Here is a 15,565-nt window from a genome sequence, read left to right as displayed (position 1 = left end):
ATGAAGCTAGTGAGAGTCATCTGAGAAGCGCCTGAGAATCGACAGGGGCCTTATCACCCGGTCCTGGGTCGGACAACGCTAATCTCACACTTCGTGGCACCCGATACGCCGACGGTCGACTCGGAAGCGCTGAACGCGTACACCGAGGGCTACCTCACCGAGGACGACATGCTGGCCGCCGCCCGCAGGCGGGGAACGCAGCTGGGCTGCGCCCCCGTCACGCAGGCAGGCGGCGCCGCGCTGCGGTTCCTGGCCGCGGCGACCCAGGCGAAAGCCGTGGTCGAGGTCGGCACCGGCGCCGGCATCAGTGGCCTCTACCTGCTGCGCGGCATGGCGCAGGACGGCGTCCTCACGTCCATCGATGTGGACCCGGAACCCCAGAGCGCGGCGAAACGCGCCTTCCGGGACGCGAAGATCGCTCCCGGCCGCACCCGGTTGATCATGGGACGCGCGCTCGACGTGCTGCCCCGGCTGACCGAGGAGGCGTACGACCTGCTGTTCGTCGACGCGGCGAAGCAGGAGTACCCGGGGTACCACGAGCAGGGCGTGCGACTGCTGCGTCCTGGCGGCGTGATCGCGTTCGCGAGCGTGCTGTGGTCGGGCGGGGTGGCGAACCCGGCCCGCAGGGACGCCGAGACGGTCGCGCTGCGGGAGGTCGCGAGAGCGGTGCGGGACGACGACCGCCTGGTCCCGGTCCTGCTGCCACTGGGCGACGGCCTGCTGGTGGCCGCCAAGACGGGGTGAGGTCGCCGTTCCCTCGACTGCCGGGCTGCCCCTGGTGAGGCCGCTGGGCGACTCCACGAGCTGAGCCAGAACGACTCCGAACCGCTGCCCCGGCTCGCGCGCGCGTTACCCAACCCCCACCCGATCCCGGGGGCGTCCCGCCGTGCCAGTCTACCGGCTGCCGCCGGAAATTTCTCGCGCGTGAGCCCAACTGTGGACAACTACCCCTGCTGTGGACAACTCCGGTAGGCCGGACCGCGGGACCGGAATCACTCGACCCGTTCGCCCTTGCCGAGCACGACCACGCCGCCCGCCGACACGGTCCACCGCTGCCGGTCCGCGTCCAGGTCGATACCGATCTCCGCACCCTCGGCGACCTGCACGTTCTTGTCGAGGATCGCCTTGCGCACCACCGCGCCCTTGCCGATCCGCACGCCCGGCAGCAGCACGCTCCCCTCGACCTGCGCACCGTCCTCGATCACGACGTCCGCGCTGATCACCGAGTCCCGCACCGACGACCCGGACACGATCGACCCCGGCCCGATGATCGACTCGACCGCGCTGCCCGAGTTCACGAACTTCGCGGGCGGCAGCGGCGGGGTCGCCGTCCGGATCGGCCAGCGGTGGTTGTAGAGGTTGAACACCGGGTGCACCGACACCAGGTCCAGGTGCGACTCGTAGTACGCGTCGAGTGTCCCCACGTCGCGCCAGTACCCGCGATCCCGCTCGGTCGCGCCGGGCACCTCGTTGTCGTCGAAGTCGTAGACGCGCGCCTCGCCACGGCCCACCAGCATCGGGATGATGTCGCCGCCCATGTCGTGCATCGACTCGGGGTTGGCTGCGTCCTCCCGCAGCGCGTCGAGGAGCGTCTCCGTGCGGAACACGTAGTTGCCCATCGACGCGAACGTCACGTTCGGGTCGTCCGGCACCGACGGCGGCGACGACGGCTTCTCCAGGAACCGGGTGATCTTCCCGGACGCGTCCGAGTCGATGCAGCCGAACGCCTTCGCCTCGCTGCGCGGCACCCGGATCCCGGCCACCGTCACGCCCGCACCCGCGTCCACGTGCTCGGCCACCATCTGCGACGGGTCCATCCGGTACACGTGGTCGGCGCCGAAGACCACGATGTGGTCCGGTTTCTCGTCGTAGACGAGGTTCAGCGACTGGTAGATCGCGTCCGCGCTGCCCGTGTACCACCGAGGGCCGAGCCGCTGCTGAGCGGGCACCGGGGTGATGTACTGCCCCAGCACGCTGGACAGCCGCCACGTGGTCGAGATGTGCCGGTCGAGCGAATGCGACTTGTACTGGGTGAGCACGCACAACCGGTGGTAGCCGGCGTTCACGAGGTTCGACAGCACGAAGTCGATCAGCCGGTAGTTGCCACCGAACGGCACCGCGGGTTTCGCTCTGTCAGCGGTGAGCGGCCACAGCCGCTTTCCTTCGCCCCCGGCGAGCACGATCGCGAGCACGTGTGGCTGCTGGCCCTTCACGTGGCTGACCCTAACCGCGTTCGTACAGGTACGGCTACCTTGAGCCACGTGCGTATCGGGCTGTTAACTCGAGAATGGCCGCCGGAGGTTTACGGCGGCGCGGGCGTTCACGTCGAGTTCCTCGTGCCGAGGTTGCGTGAACTGATCGATGTCGACGTGCACTGCTTCGGCGGGCCGCGCTCGGGGGAGGGTGTTCATTCCCACAATCCCGCGGCCGGGCTCGAGCGGGCGAACCAGGCGTTGCGGACGTTGTCGGCGGACCTGTCGATCACCGCGGCCGTCGACGGCGTGGACCTCGTGCACTCGCACACGTGGTACGCCAACCACGCGGGGCACCTGGCGAAGATCCTTTACGACGTGCCCCATGTGGTCACGGCGCACTCGCTCGAGCCGCGCAGACCGTGGAAGGCCGAGCAGCTCGGCGGCGGCTACCGGCTGTCGTCGTGGGTGGAGAAGACGGCGTACGAGTCGGCGGACGCGATCATCGCGGTGAGCGAGGGCATGCGCACCGACGTGCTCGACTGCTACCCGGCGCTCGACCCGGAGCGGGTGCGGGTGGTCCGCAACGGCATCGACTCGTCTGCCTACCACCCGGTGACGGAGTCCGACGCCCTGCGGCACTACGGCGTGGACCCGGACCGCCCCATCGTCGTGTTCGTGGGCAGGATCACGCGGCAGAAGGGCGTCGGTCACCTGATCGCGGCCGCGCACCAGATCGACCCCGACGCGCAGCTGGTGCTGTGCGCCGGCGCGCCGGACACGCCGGAGATCGCGGAGGAGACGACCCGGGCGGTGTCGGAGCTGGCGGCGGCGCGGCCGGGCGTGTACTGGATCCAGAAGATGCTGCAGCCCGCGGAGGTGCGGCAGTTCCTGAGCCACGCGACGGTGTTCGTGTGCCCGTCGGTGTACGAGCCGCTGGGCATCGTGAACCTGGAGGCGATGGCGTGCGGCACGGCGGTCGTCGCGTCGGACGTCGGCGGCATCCCGGAGGTCGTGGACGACGGCAGGACAGGTCTGCTGGTGCACTACGACGAGGCGGACACCTCGGCGTTCCGGGTGGGGCTGGCGGACGCGGTGAACAGCCTGCTGGCCGACCCGTACCGGGCGAAGCTGATGGGTGACGCGGGCCGGGAACGGGCGGTCACGGAGTTCTCGTGGGCTTCGGTGGCCGAGCAGACGGTGGCGGTGTACCGGTCGGTGATGGGCTGACCGGTGCGCGCGCAGCTCGGGTCCAGCGGGGTGACGCTGCGGCGCTGGCGCGAGCAGGACGCGCCGGTGCTGCACCGCGTCGTGCAGGAGTCAGTGGCGCACCTGAGGCCGTGGATGGCGTGGGTGGCGGACGGCTACCCGCCGGAGGCCGCCGACGCGTTCGTGGCGAGCACGGTGGCCGACTGGGACAAGGGCGCCGCGTTCAACTACGCGATCTTCGTGTCGGGCCGGCTGGCGGGCGCGGCGAGCCTGATGGCGCGGATCGGTCCTGGTGGGCTGGAGCTGGGTTACTGGTTGCGCCCGGACCACGTGGGCCGTGGTGTGGCGACGCGGGCGGCGTCGCTGCTGGTGGCGGAGGCGTTCCGGAGGGGCGCGCAGCGGGTGGAGATCGTCACGGACGCGGCGAACACGAGAAGTGCGGCGATCCCGAAGCGGCTGGGTTTCACGGTGGTGGACCGGAGGCCGCCGCAGGAGCCGATCACGTCCGGCGAGGACGGTCTGGACGTCATCTGGCGGCTCGACCCTGACCGGGGTTGATCCGGGGAAGCTCAGGGAAGTTCCTGAGAGCCTGTTCAGCGCGGGCGCAATAGTTTCGGTGCATGGCACCTCCGCGCATCAGACTGGCCCGTTTCACGATCGCGTCCGCGATCGCCACGGGGATCAGCCAGATCGTGCTGCTGGCGGTGTACGGCTGGACCAGCGTGGATGCGACGACGGCGAGCACGGTGGCTTTCCTGGCGGGCTCGGTGCCGCACTTCCTGATGGTCCGGTACTGGGCGTGGCCGGCGGGCAAACTGCGCTCCCAGCTGACGACGTACCTGACGGTCACCTTGATCGGCGGTGTGGCGTCGATCGCGCTGACGACGGCCGCGGAGAAACTGGTGCTGCCGCTGTTGCCGAGCGGCTGGCAACCGATTGCGCTGACGCTGAGCTACCTCGCGGCGAGCGGCCCGGTCTTCCTGGCGAAGTTCGCGGTCTTCGACCGCGTGTTCGCGACCCGCACCCGCCGCAACTACCTGCCGACCGCCGCAACGGCAAGCTGACCCAGCTCGCGCGCGCGTTACCCAACCCCCACCCGATCCCGGGGGCGTCCCGCCGTGCCAGTCTACCGGCTGCCGCCGGAAATTTCTCGCGCCCGAGCCCAACTGTGGACAACTACCCCTGCTGTGGACAACTTCAGGCGTGAGCCGCGACCAGCTCCACCAGCGTGCGCGCCGCGAAGCCGGTCGCACCCGCGCTGACCTCGTCGTATGTGCGATCTGCACGCGCGGGGCCCGCGATGTCAAGGTGCGCCCACGGCAACCCGCCCGTGAACTCGCGCAGGAACATCGCCGCCGCGATGCCGCCCGGCCCCGGCGGGCACTGGCGCACGTCCGCGATCTCGCTGCGCACCGCCTCCGCGAACTCGTCCGCCACCGAGCCGACGTCCGACGCCAGCGGCATCCGCCACCAGCGTTCGCCCGCCACCTCGCCCGCAGCCAGGACCTGCGCCGCGATCTCGTCCGTCGATGCGAACAGGCCGCCCGTCCGCAGTCCCAGCGAGATCTTCATCGCGCCGGTCAGGGTCGCCACGTCGACGATCAGGTCCGGTGACAGCCGTTCCACCGCGTACGCGAGCGCGTCCGCCATCACCATGCGGCCCTCGGCGTCGGTGTTCGTCACCTCGGTCGTGCGGCCGCCGTAGTGGCGCACGATGTCGCCCGGCCGGTACGCGGACCCCGACAGGTGGTTCTCCGCGCACGACACCAGCCCGGTCACCCGCACGTTCAGGCCCAGCCGCGCGATCGCCTCCACCGCCGCGATCACCGCCGCGCCACCGGCCATGTCGGTGCGCATCAGGTGCATGCCGTCAGCGGGCTTGACCGAGATGCCACCCGTGTCGAACGTGATGCCCTTGCCGACGAGCACGATGTGCGGCGCCTTCGCGGAGGGCCGCCACGTCATCTCGACGAACCTCGGCGGGCGGACCGAGCCACCACCCACCGCCAGCACCCCGCCGAAGCCCTGCGCGGCGAGCCACTTCTCGTCCCGGACAACGACGTCGGCGACCTTGCCCGCGGTCCGCGTCGCCATGCGTGCGAGCCACGCCGGGTCCTTCACGTTCGACGGCGTGTTCGCGAGGTCCCGCGCCAGCGCGGTCGCCTGCGCGAGCACCGCCGCCCGCCGCACCGGCTCGTCGAGGGCCGGGTCGGACGTCACGAGCCGGATCGTGCGCACCGTCGGCGGCGCCGCCTCCGACGTCACCGCGTACCGGTACCCGCCCAGCCGCAGCCCGCGCACCAGCTCGCTGACCTCGTCCGGCCCGACGGACGACGGCAGCTCCAGCTGCACCGTGCGCTCCGGGGTCCGGCCCGCGTCGGCGTCCTTCGCCATCCAGGCGTTGAGCGCCTTGGTCAGCGCGGCGCCCGCGGTGCGCCACTGCGCCGGGGTGCCGTCCCCGACACCGGCGACCCACCGCACAGACGAACCGGCCGGACCTGGCTGGATCTCACCAGCCTTGCCGGTCAGCGCGACCGCGTCGACCCACTCCCCGGTCAGCTCGTCCCCCCGAGCTGACAGCGACGCGGGTGCCGCCTCTCCCAAGCGGCACACCACGGCGAGCGGGATCGCCCGCCGCGCCGTGGTGGTCACCTCTACGTCGGGAAGTGTCGTCGGTAATGCCGGCACCGAGGATTGCAACGGACCTCCATACTCGACGGATCACCTACCCAGAGAATCCACTCTGGACCGTCAGCCAGCCGCGGCCTTCAACGCGTCACCCAGGGCACTTGCCTCCTCAGCCGACATCTCGACTACGAGGCGTCCACCCCCCTCGAGTGGGACGCGCATCACGATGCCCCGACCCTCCTTGGTCACCTCGAGGGGACCGTCCCCGGTCCGGGGCTTCATGGCCGCCATAGCGTGCTCCCTCCGTCATAGCCTGCCACCTCGGCCGGACTCACCCGGCCAAAGACCCTGACATTCTCCCCTATGGCATCTCGGCGGTGAAATCGAACCGATCACTTGCGTGTCGATGACCGGCCAAGACGCGTGGGGCGCACTGGCGCACGGCCGCCCCGCACTGACAGACTCGAACATCGTGCGAGCCCGGTCCGCGCTGTTCGACGTATACGGCAGCTACCTCAGAGCCAGAGGTGGCTCTGCCGCGATCGCCGCACTCGTGCGCCTGCTCGAGCCGCTGGGCTTCGAACCGCCCGCCATCCGCACGGCCGTGTCCAGAATGGTCCGGCAGGACTGGCTGCGTCCGGTGCGGCTGACCGACGGGCCCGGCTACGCGCTCACGAAACGCGCCGAACGCAGGCTGGACGACGCCGCCGCCCGCATCTACCGCACCCGTCCCTCCACTTGGGACGGCCGCTGGCACGTGCTGGCGCTGGAGGAGCTGCCCACGCGCGGCGCCCGCGACCGGCTCGACTCTTCCCTGCGACTGATCGGTTACGGACCGTTGGGACCCACGACGTGGGTCGCGCCCCGTCCGTCGGCGGAACTGGCGGACATCCTCGCGGCGGAGCGCGTCGCGGGCAGGCTGTTCCACGGCGAGCACGTCGGCGACGACACCGAACTGGCGGCCCGCGCGTGGGACCTGGACACGCTGGGCGCGAACTATGCCGAATTCGTGACCGAATGGCTACCCATCGTGTCCGCAGTGGACGGTTCACAGCCCGCGGAGGCGTTCGCGGCGTCACAGCGGCTGCTGCACGCGTGGCGGAAGTTCCTGTTCCGCGACCCCGGCCTGCCGGAGAAGGTGCTGCCCAGGGACTGGGCTGGCACGGCGGCCGCGGAGTTCTTCGACGAGCACACCGCGCGGCTCGCACCCGCGGCGGAGAGTTTCCTGTCGGAATGCCTCACCCGAGGCACACGCACCAGGTCGAGTGCATGAGGAGGACGTCTTGACGTCGTTGCTGGTCGACGATCGCGAGGGGGTTCGCACGTTCACCCTCAACCGCCCGGAGGCGTACAACTCGCTGACGGTGGAACTGAAGGAGTCGTTGCGCGACGGTCTGGCCGACGCGGCGGCGGACCCGGCGGTGCGGGCGGTGGTGCTGACCGGCGCGGGCAAGGCGTTCTGCGCGGGCCAGGACCTGAAGGAGCACATCGCGGCGCTGCAGGCGAACGACCCGGCGCCGTTCCGGACGGTCGAGGAGCACTACAACCCGATCGTCCGCACCCTCACGACGATGCCCAAGCCGGTGATCGCGGCGGTGAACGGCATGGCGGCGGGCGCGGGCGCGTCGTTCGCGTACGCCTGCGACCTGCGCGTGGCGGCACCGGCAGCGAAGTTCCTGATGGCGTTCGCGACGATCGGCCTGACGGCGGATTCCGGCGCGTCGTGGACGCTGCCGAGGCTGATCGGCTACGGCCGCGCGATGGAACTGATGCTGCTGGCAAAGCCGGTCACGGCGGAGCAGGGCCTGTCGATCGGCATGGTGACCGAGATGGCGGACGACGCACTGGCGACGGCGCAGGAACTGGCGTCGCGCATGGCAACAGGCCCGACGACGGGCTACGGGAAAATCAAGGAAGCGCTGCTGGCAGCGGCAGGCGCGGACCTGGAAACCGCACTGGCGAAGGAAAACGAAGGCCAGTCACTGCTGGGCGGCACAGCGGACCACCGAGAGGCAGTGGACGCGTTCGTAGGAAAACGAACCCCGACTTTCAAAGGCCACTGACGGACCGGCTCCAAGCTTCCTACCGTTAGGAGGTGGCCGACGGCCGCTTCCTCACGCTGTTGGACGACGGCCGGGTGCGCTTTCCTCGTCGATCCGCGTCCTGACCGGCACATCCGAGTGGTGAAGACGAACACCAGCAACCGCCCGGGCGCGAAACCACGTTCAGGTGCACACAACAGAGCCGCCCTGCGATCCCCGGCTCGCGCGCGTTACCCAACCCCCACCCGATCCCGGGGGCGTCCCGCCGTGCCAGTCTATCGGCTGCCGCCGGAAATTTCTCGCGCGCGGGCCCAACTGTGGATAACTGCCCGGGCTGTGGACAACTTCAGCTCGCCGCGTTCTCCGAGTCCGCGGCCGCCAGTGCTGATTCGATGCGTTCCTTCGCGCCTGCCAGGTGGCGGTCGCAGAGTTTCGCCAGTGCCTCGCCGCGTTCCCACAGAGCCAGCGAGTCCTCGAGGGACAGGCCTCCCGCTTCCAGCTTGGCCACCACCTCCGCCAGCTCGTCGCGGGCGGCCTCGTAGTCGAGGGTCGGGTCGTCGCTCACTGGGCGTGGGTCTCCAATCGGCTGTGGGCGTTGACCAGTGCGGCGGCCACCGCCTGGTCGTATCCGACGAACGCCTCGGCGAAGTCCGCGCCGTCGCGTTCGGCGACCGCCTCCTCGATGCGTTCGATCGCGGCGCCCACACGGTGCCGGTGCTCTGAGCCGCGACCCAGCCACCAGCGCATCCCCGTGTAGTCGGACGTCGCCTCGGACAACGCGCGCAACCGTACCGGCAGCGTGCGGCAACCCGGTGCGTCACAGCCGGCGAGGAGTGCGGCCCAGCACTCGGCGGCGGCCGCGTCGGCTTCCTTCGCCCTGCGGGACACGACGTCGGCGGGCGCGCGCAACGCGGGTTCGGTGGCCGTGGCCCTGGCGACCGCGTTCGTGGTCTCGATCGTCAACGGCAGGAAGGTGGGCTCACGATCCAGTCTCGGCACCGCTACCTCCGCTCGCGTCGCCCCAGTCGGACGCGATCGCGTGCACCGCGCCGTCGGCAACGCGGACCCGGAGCCGGGTCCCTTCCGGCGCCTCTGCCGTCGAGCGGAGTACTCGCGGGTTTCCTGCTTCGTCCACCCGCTGCACGACCGCGTACCCGCGCGCAAGCGTGGCGGCTGGTCCCAGCGTCGTCAAGCGGGCCCTGGTGTGGTCGAGGGCCGCCCGTTCGGCTGCCACGAGGGCGGCCACGGCCCGCCGTGATCGCTCCAGGAGCACGCTGACCTGCGCACTCCGTTGTTCCAGCGGCGTGAACGGATCGGCGAGAACCGGCCGGCTGCGCAGCGCGTTCAACAGGTGCCGTTCGCGATCCACCCATCCGTGCAACGCCCGCCGCGCCCGGTCCCGGAGTTGGCGCACCCGCGCGGATTCCTCGGCGATGTCCGGCACGACCCGCTTGCCCGCGTCGGTCGGCGTCGAACACCGGACGTCGGCCACGTGGTCGAGCAGCGGCGTGTCCTGTTCATGCCCGATCGCGCTCAGCACCGGGGTGCGGCAGTCCGACACCGCGCGCAGCAGCATCTCGTCGGAGAACGGCAGCAGGTCCTCGACGCTGCCGCCACCGCGGGCGATCACGATGACGTCCACGTTCTTGTCGCGGTCGAGCGCACCGAGCGCGTCGACGATCTGCGGCACCGCGAACGCCCCCTGCGTGGCGACGTTCTCCACCCGGAACCGCACCGCGGGCCAGCGGACGCGGGCGTTGACCATCACGTCGTGCTCGGCGGCCGACGCGCGGCCGGTGATCAGGCCGACGGTCCGCGGCAGAAAGGGCGGCTTCCGCTTGCGGCGCGGGTCGAACAGACCCTCCGCGGCGAGCAGCTTCCGCAACCGTTCGATCCGCGCGAGTAGTTGGCCGATGCCGACCGCGCGGATCTCGTCGGCCCGCAACGACAGCGTGCCGCGACCGATGAAGAACGCCGGCCGCGCGTGCAGGATCACGCGGGTGCCGTCGGTCAGCGGCGGCTGGTGTTCGCGAAGCATGCCCGTCGGGCAGGTGACGGTCATCGACACGTCCGCGGCCGGGTCCCGCAGCGTGAGGAACGCGGTGCCGGTGCCCGGCCGGTTGGAGATCTGCGTGACCTGACCCTCGACCCACACGTCACCGAGGCGGTTGATCCAGTCGGCGACCTTGCGTGCGACGGTCCGCACCGGCCACGGCTTCTCCGGACTGGTAGCGGGTTCGGTCACGTCTGGTCGCGAACGGTCGCGATCCGCCTGGTCAGCATGCCCACGAACGACGGGCGGTTGCCGTGCGCGCGTTCGTACTCGAGTAGTTCGGCGAGTTCGTCGGCGCTGTACCGCCGCAGGCGGGCCCGCAGCTGCGGCAGCGACAGGTCGTCGTAACCGGTCGCCTCCGGCAGCGCGCGGCCGTCGCTGTCGAGTGCCTCGGCCTCCTCCGCGATCGCCTGCTCTTCCTGCGTCCACGGGTCGGGTGTGGCGAACGTCTCGGCGTCCTCGGTGTGGTGACCGTTACGCCGTTCATCCGCGTCGTCGACCCGGTCGAACGCCGACTCGAACGGCATCGGCTTGCTGAAGTCGAAGCGGTCGTCCTCGACGTCCTCGTCGAAGGTCGCCCATTCCGGCGTCTCCTCGACCGGGCGGAGGCCGGCGAGGACCTCGTCTCCGCGGATCGCCAGCTCGGTGACCTGCTGTTGGACGCGCATGGAGACCTGCAGGGCCTGGCTCGCCACGGTGACCGGCAGTCCGGCGATCTTGGCGGGCAGCGTGCGGGCCTGTTCCACGGCGGTGACGGCGAGGCCGGCCGCAACCCGGATGGGGAGCGGGAGTGACTTCATGTGTCTAGCCTGCACCAGTCCAGCCGATCTGCCTACACAGGTGTCCGGTACGTACGCTGGGTGCCATGACCAAGCGAGTTCTGCTGGCCAAGCCGCGTGGGTACTGCGCAGGGGTAGACCGCGCCGTCGTGACCGTGGAGAAGGCTCTCGAGACCTACGGCGCCCCCGTCTACGTGCGCAAGGAGATCGTCCACAACAAGCACGTGGTCGAGACCCTGACCGAACGCGGCGCCATCTTCGTCGACGAGGCGGACGAGGTGCCGGAGGGCGCGCTCGTGGTGTTCTCCGCGCACGGCGTGTCGCCAGCGGTGCACGAGGAGGCCGCGTCCCGGCAGCTGCGCACCATCGACGCGACGTGCCCGCTGGTGACGAAGGTCCACCAGGAGGCCAAGCGCTTCGCCCGCGACGACTACGACATCCTCCTCATCGGCCACGAGGGCCACGAGGAGGTCGAGGGCACGGCCGGCGAGGCGCCGGAGCACGTGCAGCTCGTCGACACCGCCGAGGACGCCGCGAAGGTCACCGTCCGCGACCCGTCGAAGGTCGTGTGGCTGTCACAGACCACGCTGTCCGTCGACGAGACGATGGTCCGCGTCAACCAGCTCAAGGGCCGCTTCCCCGAGCTGCAGGACCCGCCGAGCGACGACATCTGCTACGCCACCCAGAACCGCCAGGTCGCGGTGAAGGCCATGGCCCCCGAGTGCGACCTGGTGATCGTGGTCGGCTCCCAGAACTCGTCCAACTCGAAGCGGCTCGTTGAGGTGGCGCTCCAGGCGGGCGCGAACGCGTCCTACCTGGTCGACTACGCCCGCGAGGTCGACGAGGCGTGGCTCGACGGCGTCGAGACCGTCGGCGTCACGAGCGGCGCGTCGGTGCCGGACATCCTCGTCATGGACGTGCTGTCGTGGCTCGCCGACCGCGGCTACGGCGAGGTCCAGGAAGTCACCACCGCCAACGAGAAGGTCGCGTTCGCCCTCCCGCGCGAGCTCCGCAAAGCGTTGAAGGACAACGACCTGCAGGACAGCGTCCGCTGATCGGTCGGGGCCGCTCAGCGACAGCGACCATCGCCGCGGCACCGCACACGTGGTGCCGCGGTCAGCGATCCTCCGGCGGACGACGGCGCGGCTGACGCCCTGACGTCCCACCCCGCCCTTCACGGCCACCGTCCCGGCCTGTGTCGCGGCGACCGCGCTCGTCCCGGGACCTGCCACCTTCGGCACCCGGCTCCCGGCGACGCGGCGACGGCTCACCGCCACGGCCCCGGCCGCGACCTGACGCCTCAGCAGGCGGCTCACCCCGGCCACGCTCCGGCCGCCCGGCCGCGGAGTCCCGGCGCCGCGCCTCACGACCGCCCTCGCGGCCCGGCGCGGGCTCCCGCGTGGGACGCGGCGTACGCCCCGGCGTGCGGCGTGCGGCGCGGTCGTCCGGCGGCGGCAGCTCTTCCATCTCCGGCCGGCTGCGACGTGGTGGCGCCGCGGCCCGGTCCTTGCCCGACCGCTCGCGCCCGCGCCCGCCGAGGCCCTGCCCGGGCTCGTCGTCGAGCCCGATGTCGGCCCCGCGCTGCCTCGGCGTGTTCGGGCGCATCTCCGGGTCGGGGTCGCGCTCGCGCCACCACCGGAACAACCCGATGAGGACGACCACACCGGTCGTGATGCCCATCGTCGGGAAGTTGCTCGTCAACGGAAGCGCCACTGACACCAGCAGCTTCATCCCGCCGCCGGACGCCTTGTCGCTCAGCAGCGCCACTGCGCCCACGGCCGTGATCGCGAAGATCAACGGCGGCTGCACCATCGGGCCGAACAGGCTTCTCCTACGCACGAGACACACCGCGCCGACGCAGCCGACCGCGAAGGCACCCTGGTAGATCTTCCCCAGAGTGTCCTGCAGCTGCATGTCGACGAACGCGGCGATCGCCGTCAGACCGAAGGCCAGCAGGACGGCAGCCCACCATGGCAGTCCACGGAACTGCCCGACGATGGGACGGTCGTCCCATGCCAGCTCGGCGTCTACTTCGGGATCGCTCCTGCGATCGCGGGTCGCGGTCACGGCGCACACGTTAGTAGGTTTGTGGACATGTCCGGCCAGCGTTCTGAAAACGGCATCCAGGTTGCCACACCATGATGTGAATCAGGACACAGTCGATCACTATCCGCTGCCGGAGGTCCGCAAACGGGCCTGTATTGAGTTGTGCGTGGTCAACGGTCCAATGGCACCTCCACATCGGGCAGTTCGTCGTACTGCTCGCCCTGTAGTGCGTCACGCGCTGTAGGCGACTGATTCACGGCGACCTCGTCGGACCGCCGCACCGACGGCAGCGGTGTCGGGCTGGCCGCGGCCTCCGTCAACGGCACGACGGCGGTCGCGAACTGGTTCAGTGCGTCCAGCTCACGGCGCCGCGCCTGCAGGAACCGCTGCAGGTGCGTGCTCGACACGTTGACCGCGTCCACCGCGTTCTCCGCCGCCCGGTGCGCGGCGAGGGCCTGCCCCCGCAACGCGTCGATGTCGGCGGCCAGCACCCGCTCACTGGCCGCGAGCATCGCCGCGGACGCGATCACCGCGAACCCCGTCGGCCCGCACACGAAGACCCGGCGGTCCAGCAGCCAGCGCAACAGGTCGGGGTCGGTGTCCAGCGCGGCGACGACCGCCGCGTCGGACGGGACGAACATGATCGTGCCGTAGATCGCGTCCGCCCACCGCTGGTAGCCCTTGCCCGCCAGTTCGGTTGCCCTGGACCGGATGTTGCGCACGTGCACCCGCAACGCGTCCGCGCGCTCCTCCGGGTCGTCCGTCTCGACCGCCTCCACCCAGCAGGCGATCGTCATCTTCGCGTCGACCGGCACGAGCCTGCCGTCACCGACCGACAGCAGCATGTCCGGCCGCACGGACCCGCCGCCCGCGACGTCGGTCTGCAGCGTGAAGTGCAGGCCTTCGCGCAGACCGAGCGACCGCGCGGTCTCCACGAGCACCTGTTCCCCGAGTTCACCCCTGCCGCTGATGGACGCGAACAGGACCTCGTAGCGACGCAGGGCGGCGGCATGGGCGTCCGACCGGTCGCGTTCCTCGCGCACGGCCATCACGGCGTCGTCCAGCCTGCGCTGGCTGTCGTTGTACAGCCGCCGGAACAACGCCGCTCCGCCGACGAGGAGGAGCACCAACACGAACGCGACGGTGCCGAACACCGCTTCCACTGACGTCCCCTTTCCTGGGCCTGCCGGGTGCTGAGAATCATGAACCAGACCACCGACAATTCCGGGGACGCGCGGCGCGGAACTCGCGCCGATCGAGCGAATGGACCATTCGCACGGAGTCACTTTTCGCGTCCTTCCTGGGACCTTCACTCGTCCGAGTGGCGCGCCTGCTGGGCTTTGTCGGTGCCTCCCCCTAACTTGGCTGCCATGCGAGTGCTGCACACCTCCGACTGGCACGTGGGACGAACGTTCCACGGCCGGGACCTGCTCGCCGACCAGGAGTCCGTGCTCAGCGGGCTGGCGGACCTGGTGGCCGACGAGCGGGTCGATGCCGTCGTGGTGTCCGGTGACCTCTACGACCGCGCGGTCCCGTCCGGCGAGGCGGTTTCGGTCTGCACCCGGGTGCTCGACCGGATCCGCCAGGCAGGCGCGCGGTTGGTGATCACGCCGGGGAACCACGATTCGGCACCGCGGCTCGGCGCGTTCGCCGAGTTCGCGGCGGCTGGTGGGTTGCACCTGCGCACCCGGGTGGCCGAACTCGACCGGCCGGTGGTGCTGGAGGACAGGCACGGACCCGTTGCGCTCTACGGGATCCCGTACCTGGAGCCAGAGCCCGCGCGGCACTCGCTGGGCATCGATGCGGCTGGGCATGCCGGTGTGCTGACGGAGGCGATGCGGCGGGTGCGCGCCGATCTCGTCTCACGCGGCGCTGGTGTGCGGTCCATCGTGCTCGCCCACGCGTTCGTCACCGGTGGCGCCCCGAGCGCGTCGGAACGAACGATTTCCGTCGGCGGAGTCGAACAGGTCGCCGGCGCGGTGTTCGACGGCGTCGACTACGTGGCGCTCGGCCACCTCCACGGGCCCCAGCGGCTGGCCGAGCACCTGCGCTACTCCGGTAGTCCGCTCGCGTACTCGTTCTCCGAAGCACGGCACCGCAAATCCGTGTGGCTGGTGGACCTGGACGCGGGCGGGCTCGCCGGGGTCGAGCGGCGGGAACTGCCGGTCCCGCGCGTTCTCGCCACGGTCACGGGGAATCTCGACGAGTTGCTCACGGCTGACGAACACGAGCGGCTCGCCAACTGCTACCTGTCGGTGGAGCTGACCGACCGGGTGCGGCCGACGGACGCGTTGCGCCGCCTGCAGAAGCGGTTCCCCCATGCCGTGCACGTGGACTGGCGACCGGTCAGCGGGTCGCTCGCCACCTCACTGCGCTACGCCACGACCGTGCGAGACCGGTCCGACCACGACGTGGCATGCGACTTCGTCACCGACTGCCGGGGCGCGGAGCCCACCGAGAGCGAGAGCGCACTCCTGCGTGAGGCTTTCGCGGCGGTGGCGAACGACGAGCGCGCGGAACCCGCGCGGCAGCGTGGGAGCAGGGAGGCCGCATGAGCGACACCTGCTTACCGTGGGCCGTCCGTGGCCGGCGCCGAGCATGCGCGGCGCCGGCCGC

17 protein-coding genes are annotated in these 15,565 nt (G+C 70.7%); 8 read left to right on the top strand and 9 right to left on the bottom strand.

Translation table 11 applies throughout. The annotated features are described in order from the left end of the window. Positions 1–168 precede the first annotated feature (168 nt). Positions 169–744: an O-methyltransferase gene (locus FHR82_RS40585; RefSeq protein WP_184816145.1), complete on the top strand. Its 576-nt coding sequence runs from the start codon at positions 169–171 to the stop codon at positions 742–744. Positions 745–992: 248 nt separating this feature from the next. Here FHR82_RS40585 and glgC read toward each other — a convergent pair whose 3' ends face one another. After that, positions 993–2,213, bottom strand: a complete 1,221-nt coding sequence (glgC, locus tag FHR82_RS40580) for a glucose-1-phosphate adenylyltransferase (protein ID WP_184815970.1) — start codon at positions 2,211–2,213, stop codon at positions 993–995. Positions 2,214–2,261: 48 nt separating this feature from the next. Here glgC and glgA point away from each other — a divergent pair, with 48 nt between their 5' ends. From glgA to FHR82_RS40565, 3 genes are all read left to right on the top strand, one after another. Further along, positions 2,262–3,422 carry a glycogen synthase gene (glgA, locus tag FHR82_RS40575; protein WP_184815969.1) on the top strand — a complete coding sequence of 387 codons (1,161 nt, stop codon included), beginning with the start codon at positions 2,262–2,264 and terminating at the stop codon, positions 3,420–3,422. 3 nt (positions 3,423–3,425) lie between these two features. Then, positions 3,426–3,959 carry a GNAT family N-acetyltransferase gene (locus FHR82_RS40570; RefSeq protein ID WP_184815968.1) on the top strand — a complete coding sequence of 178 codons (534 nt, stop codon included), beginning with the start codon at positions 3,426–3,428 and terminating at the stop codon, positions 3,957–3,959. A 62-nt stretch (positions 3,960–4,021) separates the two neighbouring features. Beyond that, positions 4,022–4,465, top strand: coding sequence for a GtrA family protein (locus FHR82_RS40565; protein WP_184815967.1), 444 nt, complete (start codon positions 4,022–4,024; stop codon positions 4,463–4,465). A gap of 133 nt (positions 4,466–4,598) precedes the next feature. Here FHR82_RS40565 and FHR82_RS40560 read toward each other — a convergent pair whose 3' ends face one another. Both FHR82_RS40560 and FHR82_RS40555 read right to left on the bottom strand, forming a co-directional pair. Next, positions 4,599–6,101 carry a leucyl aminopeptidase family protein gene (locus FHR82_RS40560; protein ID WP_184815966.1) on the bottom strand — a complete coding sequence of 501 codons (1,503 nt, stop codon included), beginning with the start codon at positions 6,099–6,101 and terminating at the stop codon, positions 4,599–4,601. Between the two features lie 51 nt (positions 6,102–6,152). Beyond that, positions 6,153–6,320, bottom strand: coding sequence for a DUF3117 domain-containing protein (locus FHR82_RS40555; protein WP_075127418.1), 168 nt, complete (start codon positions 6,318–6,320; stop codon positions 6,153–6,155). Positions 6,321–6,435: 115 nt separating this feature from the next. Here FHR82_RS40555 and FHR82_RS40550 point away from each other — a divergent pair, with 115 nt between their 5' ends. Both FHR82_RS40550 and FHR82_RS40545 read left to right on the top strand, forming a co-directional pair. Further along, positions 6,436–7,302, top strand: a complete 867-nt coding sequence (locus FHR82_RS40550) for a PaaX family transcriptional regulator (RefSeq protein WP_221464885.1) — start codon at positions 6,436–6,438, stop codon at positions 7,300–7,302. Positions 7,303–7,312: 10 nt separating this feature from the next. Next, positions 7,313–8,092, top strand: coding sequence for an enoyl-CoA hydratase-related protein (locus FHR82_RS40545; RefSeq protein WP_221464884.1), 780 nt, complete (start codon positions 7,313–7,315; stop codon positions 8,090–8,092). A 325-nt stretch (positions 8,093–8,417) separates the two neighbouring features. Here FHR82_RS40545 and FHR82_RS46965 read toward each other — a convergent pair whose 3' ends face one another. From FHR82_RS46965 to FHR82_RS40525, 4 genes are read right to left on the bottom strand one after another with little or no spacing between them, the layout of a single operon-like run. Next, positions 8,418–8,636: an exodeoxyribonuclease VII small subunit gene (locus tag FHR82_RS46965; protein ID WP_311771513.1), complete on the bottom strand. Its 219-nt coding sequence runs from the start codon at positions 8,634–8,636 to the stop codon at positions 8,418–8,420. Next, positions 8,633–9,070, bottom strand: a complete 438-nt coding sequence (locus FHR82_RS46960) for a sugar ABC transporter substrate-binding protein (RefSeq protein WP_311771512.1) — start codon at positions 9,068–9,070, stop codon at positions 8,633–8,635. The genes FHR82_RS46965 and FHR82_RS46960 overlap by 4 nt, the downstream gene beginning before the upstream one ends. Then, complete coding sequence (xseA, locus tag FHR82_RS40530) at positions 9,051–10,316, bottom strand: exodeoxyribonuclease VII large subunit (protein ID WP_184815964.1); 1,266 nt, start codon at positions 10,314–10,316, stop codon at positions 9,051–9,053. Before xseA ends, FHR82_RS46960 begins: the two co-directional genes overlap by 20 nt. Continuing rightward, positions 10,313–10,924 (bottom strand): lipid droplet-associated protein, encoded by a 612-nt coding sequence (locus FHR82_RS40525; RefSeq protein WP_184815963.1) that lies wholly within the window; start codon positions 10,922–10,924, stop codon positions 10,313–10,315. The genes xseA and FHR82_RS40525 overlap by 4 nt, the downstream gene beginning before the upstream one ends. 65 nt (positions 10,925–10,989) lie before the next feature. Here FHR82_RS40525 and FHR82_RS40520 point away from each other — a divergent pair, with 65 nt between their 5' ends. Further along, positions 10,990–11,958 (top strand): 4-hydroxy-3-methylbut-2-enyl diphosphate reductase, encoded by a 969-nt coding sequence (locus FHR82_RS40520; protein WP_184815962.1) that lies wholly within the window; start codon positions 10,990–10,992, stop codon positions 11,956–11,958. Positions 11,959–12,019: 61 nt separating this feature from the next. On the opposite strand, the gene FHR82_RS40515 is transcribed toward FHR82_RS40520, so the two are convergent. Next, positions 12,020–12,970 carry a DUF6542 domain-containing protein gene (locus FHR82_RS40515; RefSeq protein WP_184815961.1) on the bottom strand — a complete coding sequence of 317 codons (951 nt, stop codon included), beginning with the start codon at positions 12,968–12,970 and terminating at the stop codon, positions 12,020–12,022. Between the two features lie 149 nt (positions 12,971–13,119). Continuing rightward, complete coding sequence (gene rmuC / locus FHR82_RS40510; protein WP_184815960.1) at positions 13,120–14,112, bottom strand: DNA recombination protein RmuC; 993 nt, start codon at positions 14,110–14,112, stop codon at positions 13,120–13,122. Positions 14,113–14,319: 207 nt separating this feature from the next. Here rmuC and FHR82_RS40505 point away from each other — a divergent pair, with 207 nt between their 5' ends. Then, positions 14,320–15,504 carry an exonuclease SbcCD subunit D gene (locus FHR82_RS40505; RefSeq protein ID WP_184815959.1) on the top strand — a complete coding sequence of 395 codons (1,185 nt, stop codon included), beginning with the start codon at positions 14,320–14,322 and terminating at the stop codon, positions 15,502–15,504. The last annotated feature ends 61 nt before the right edge of the window (positions 15,505–15,565 follow it).

The organism is Actinophytocola algeriensis, from assembly GCF_014203735.1.
Classification (GTDB): domain Bacteria; phylum Actinomycetota; class Actinomycetes; order Mycobacteriales; family Pseudonocardiaceae; genus Actinophytocola; species Actinophytocola algeriensis.
Note: the sequence above shows the minus strand (reverse complement) of the source record. Positions and strands in the feature narration are given on the sequence as shown.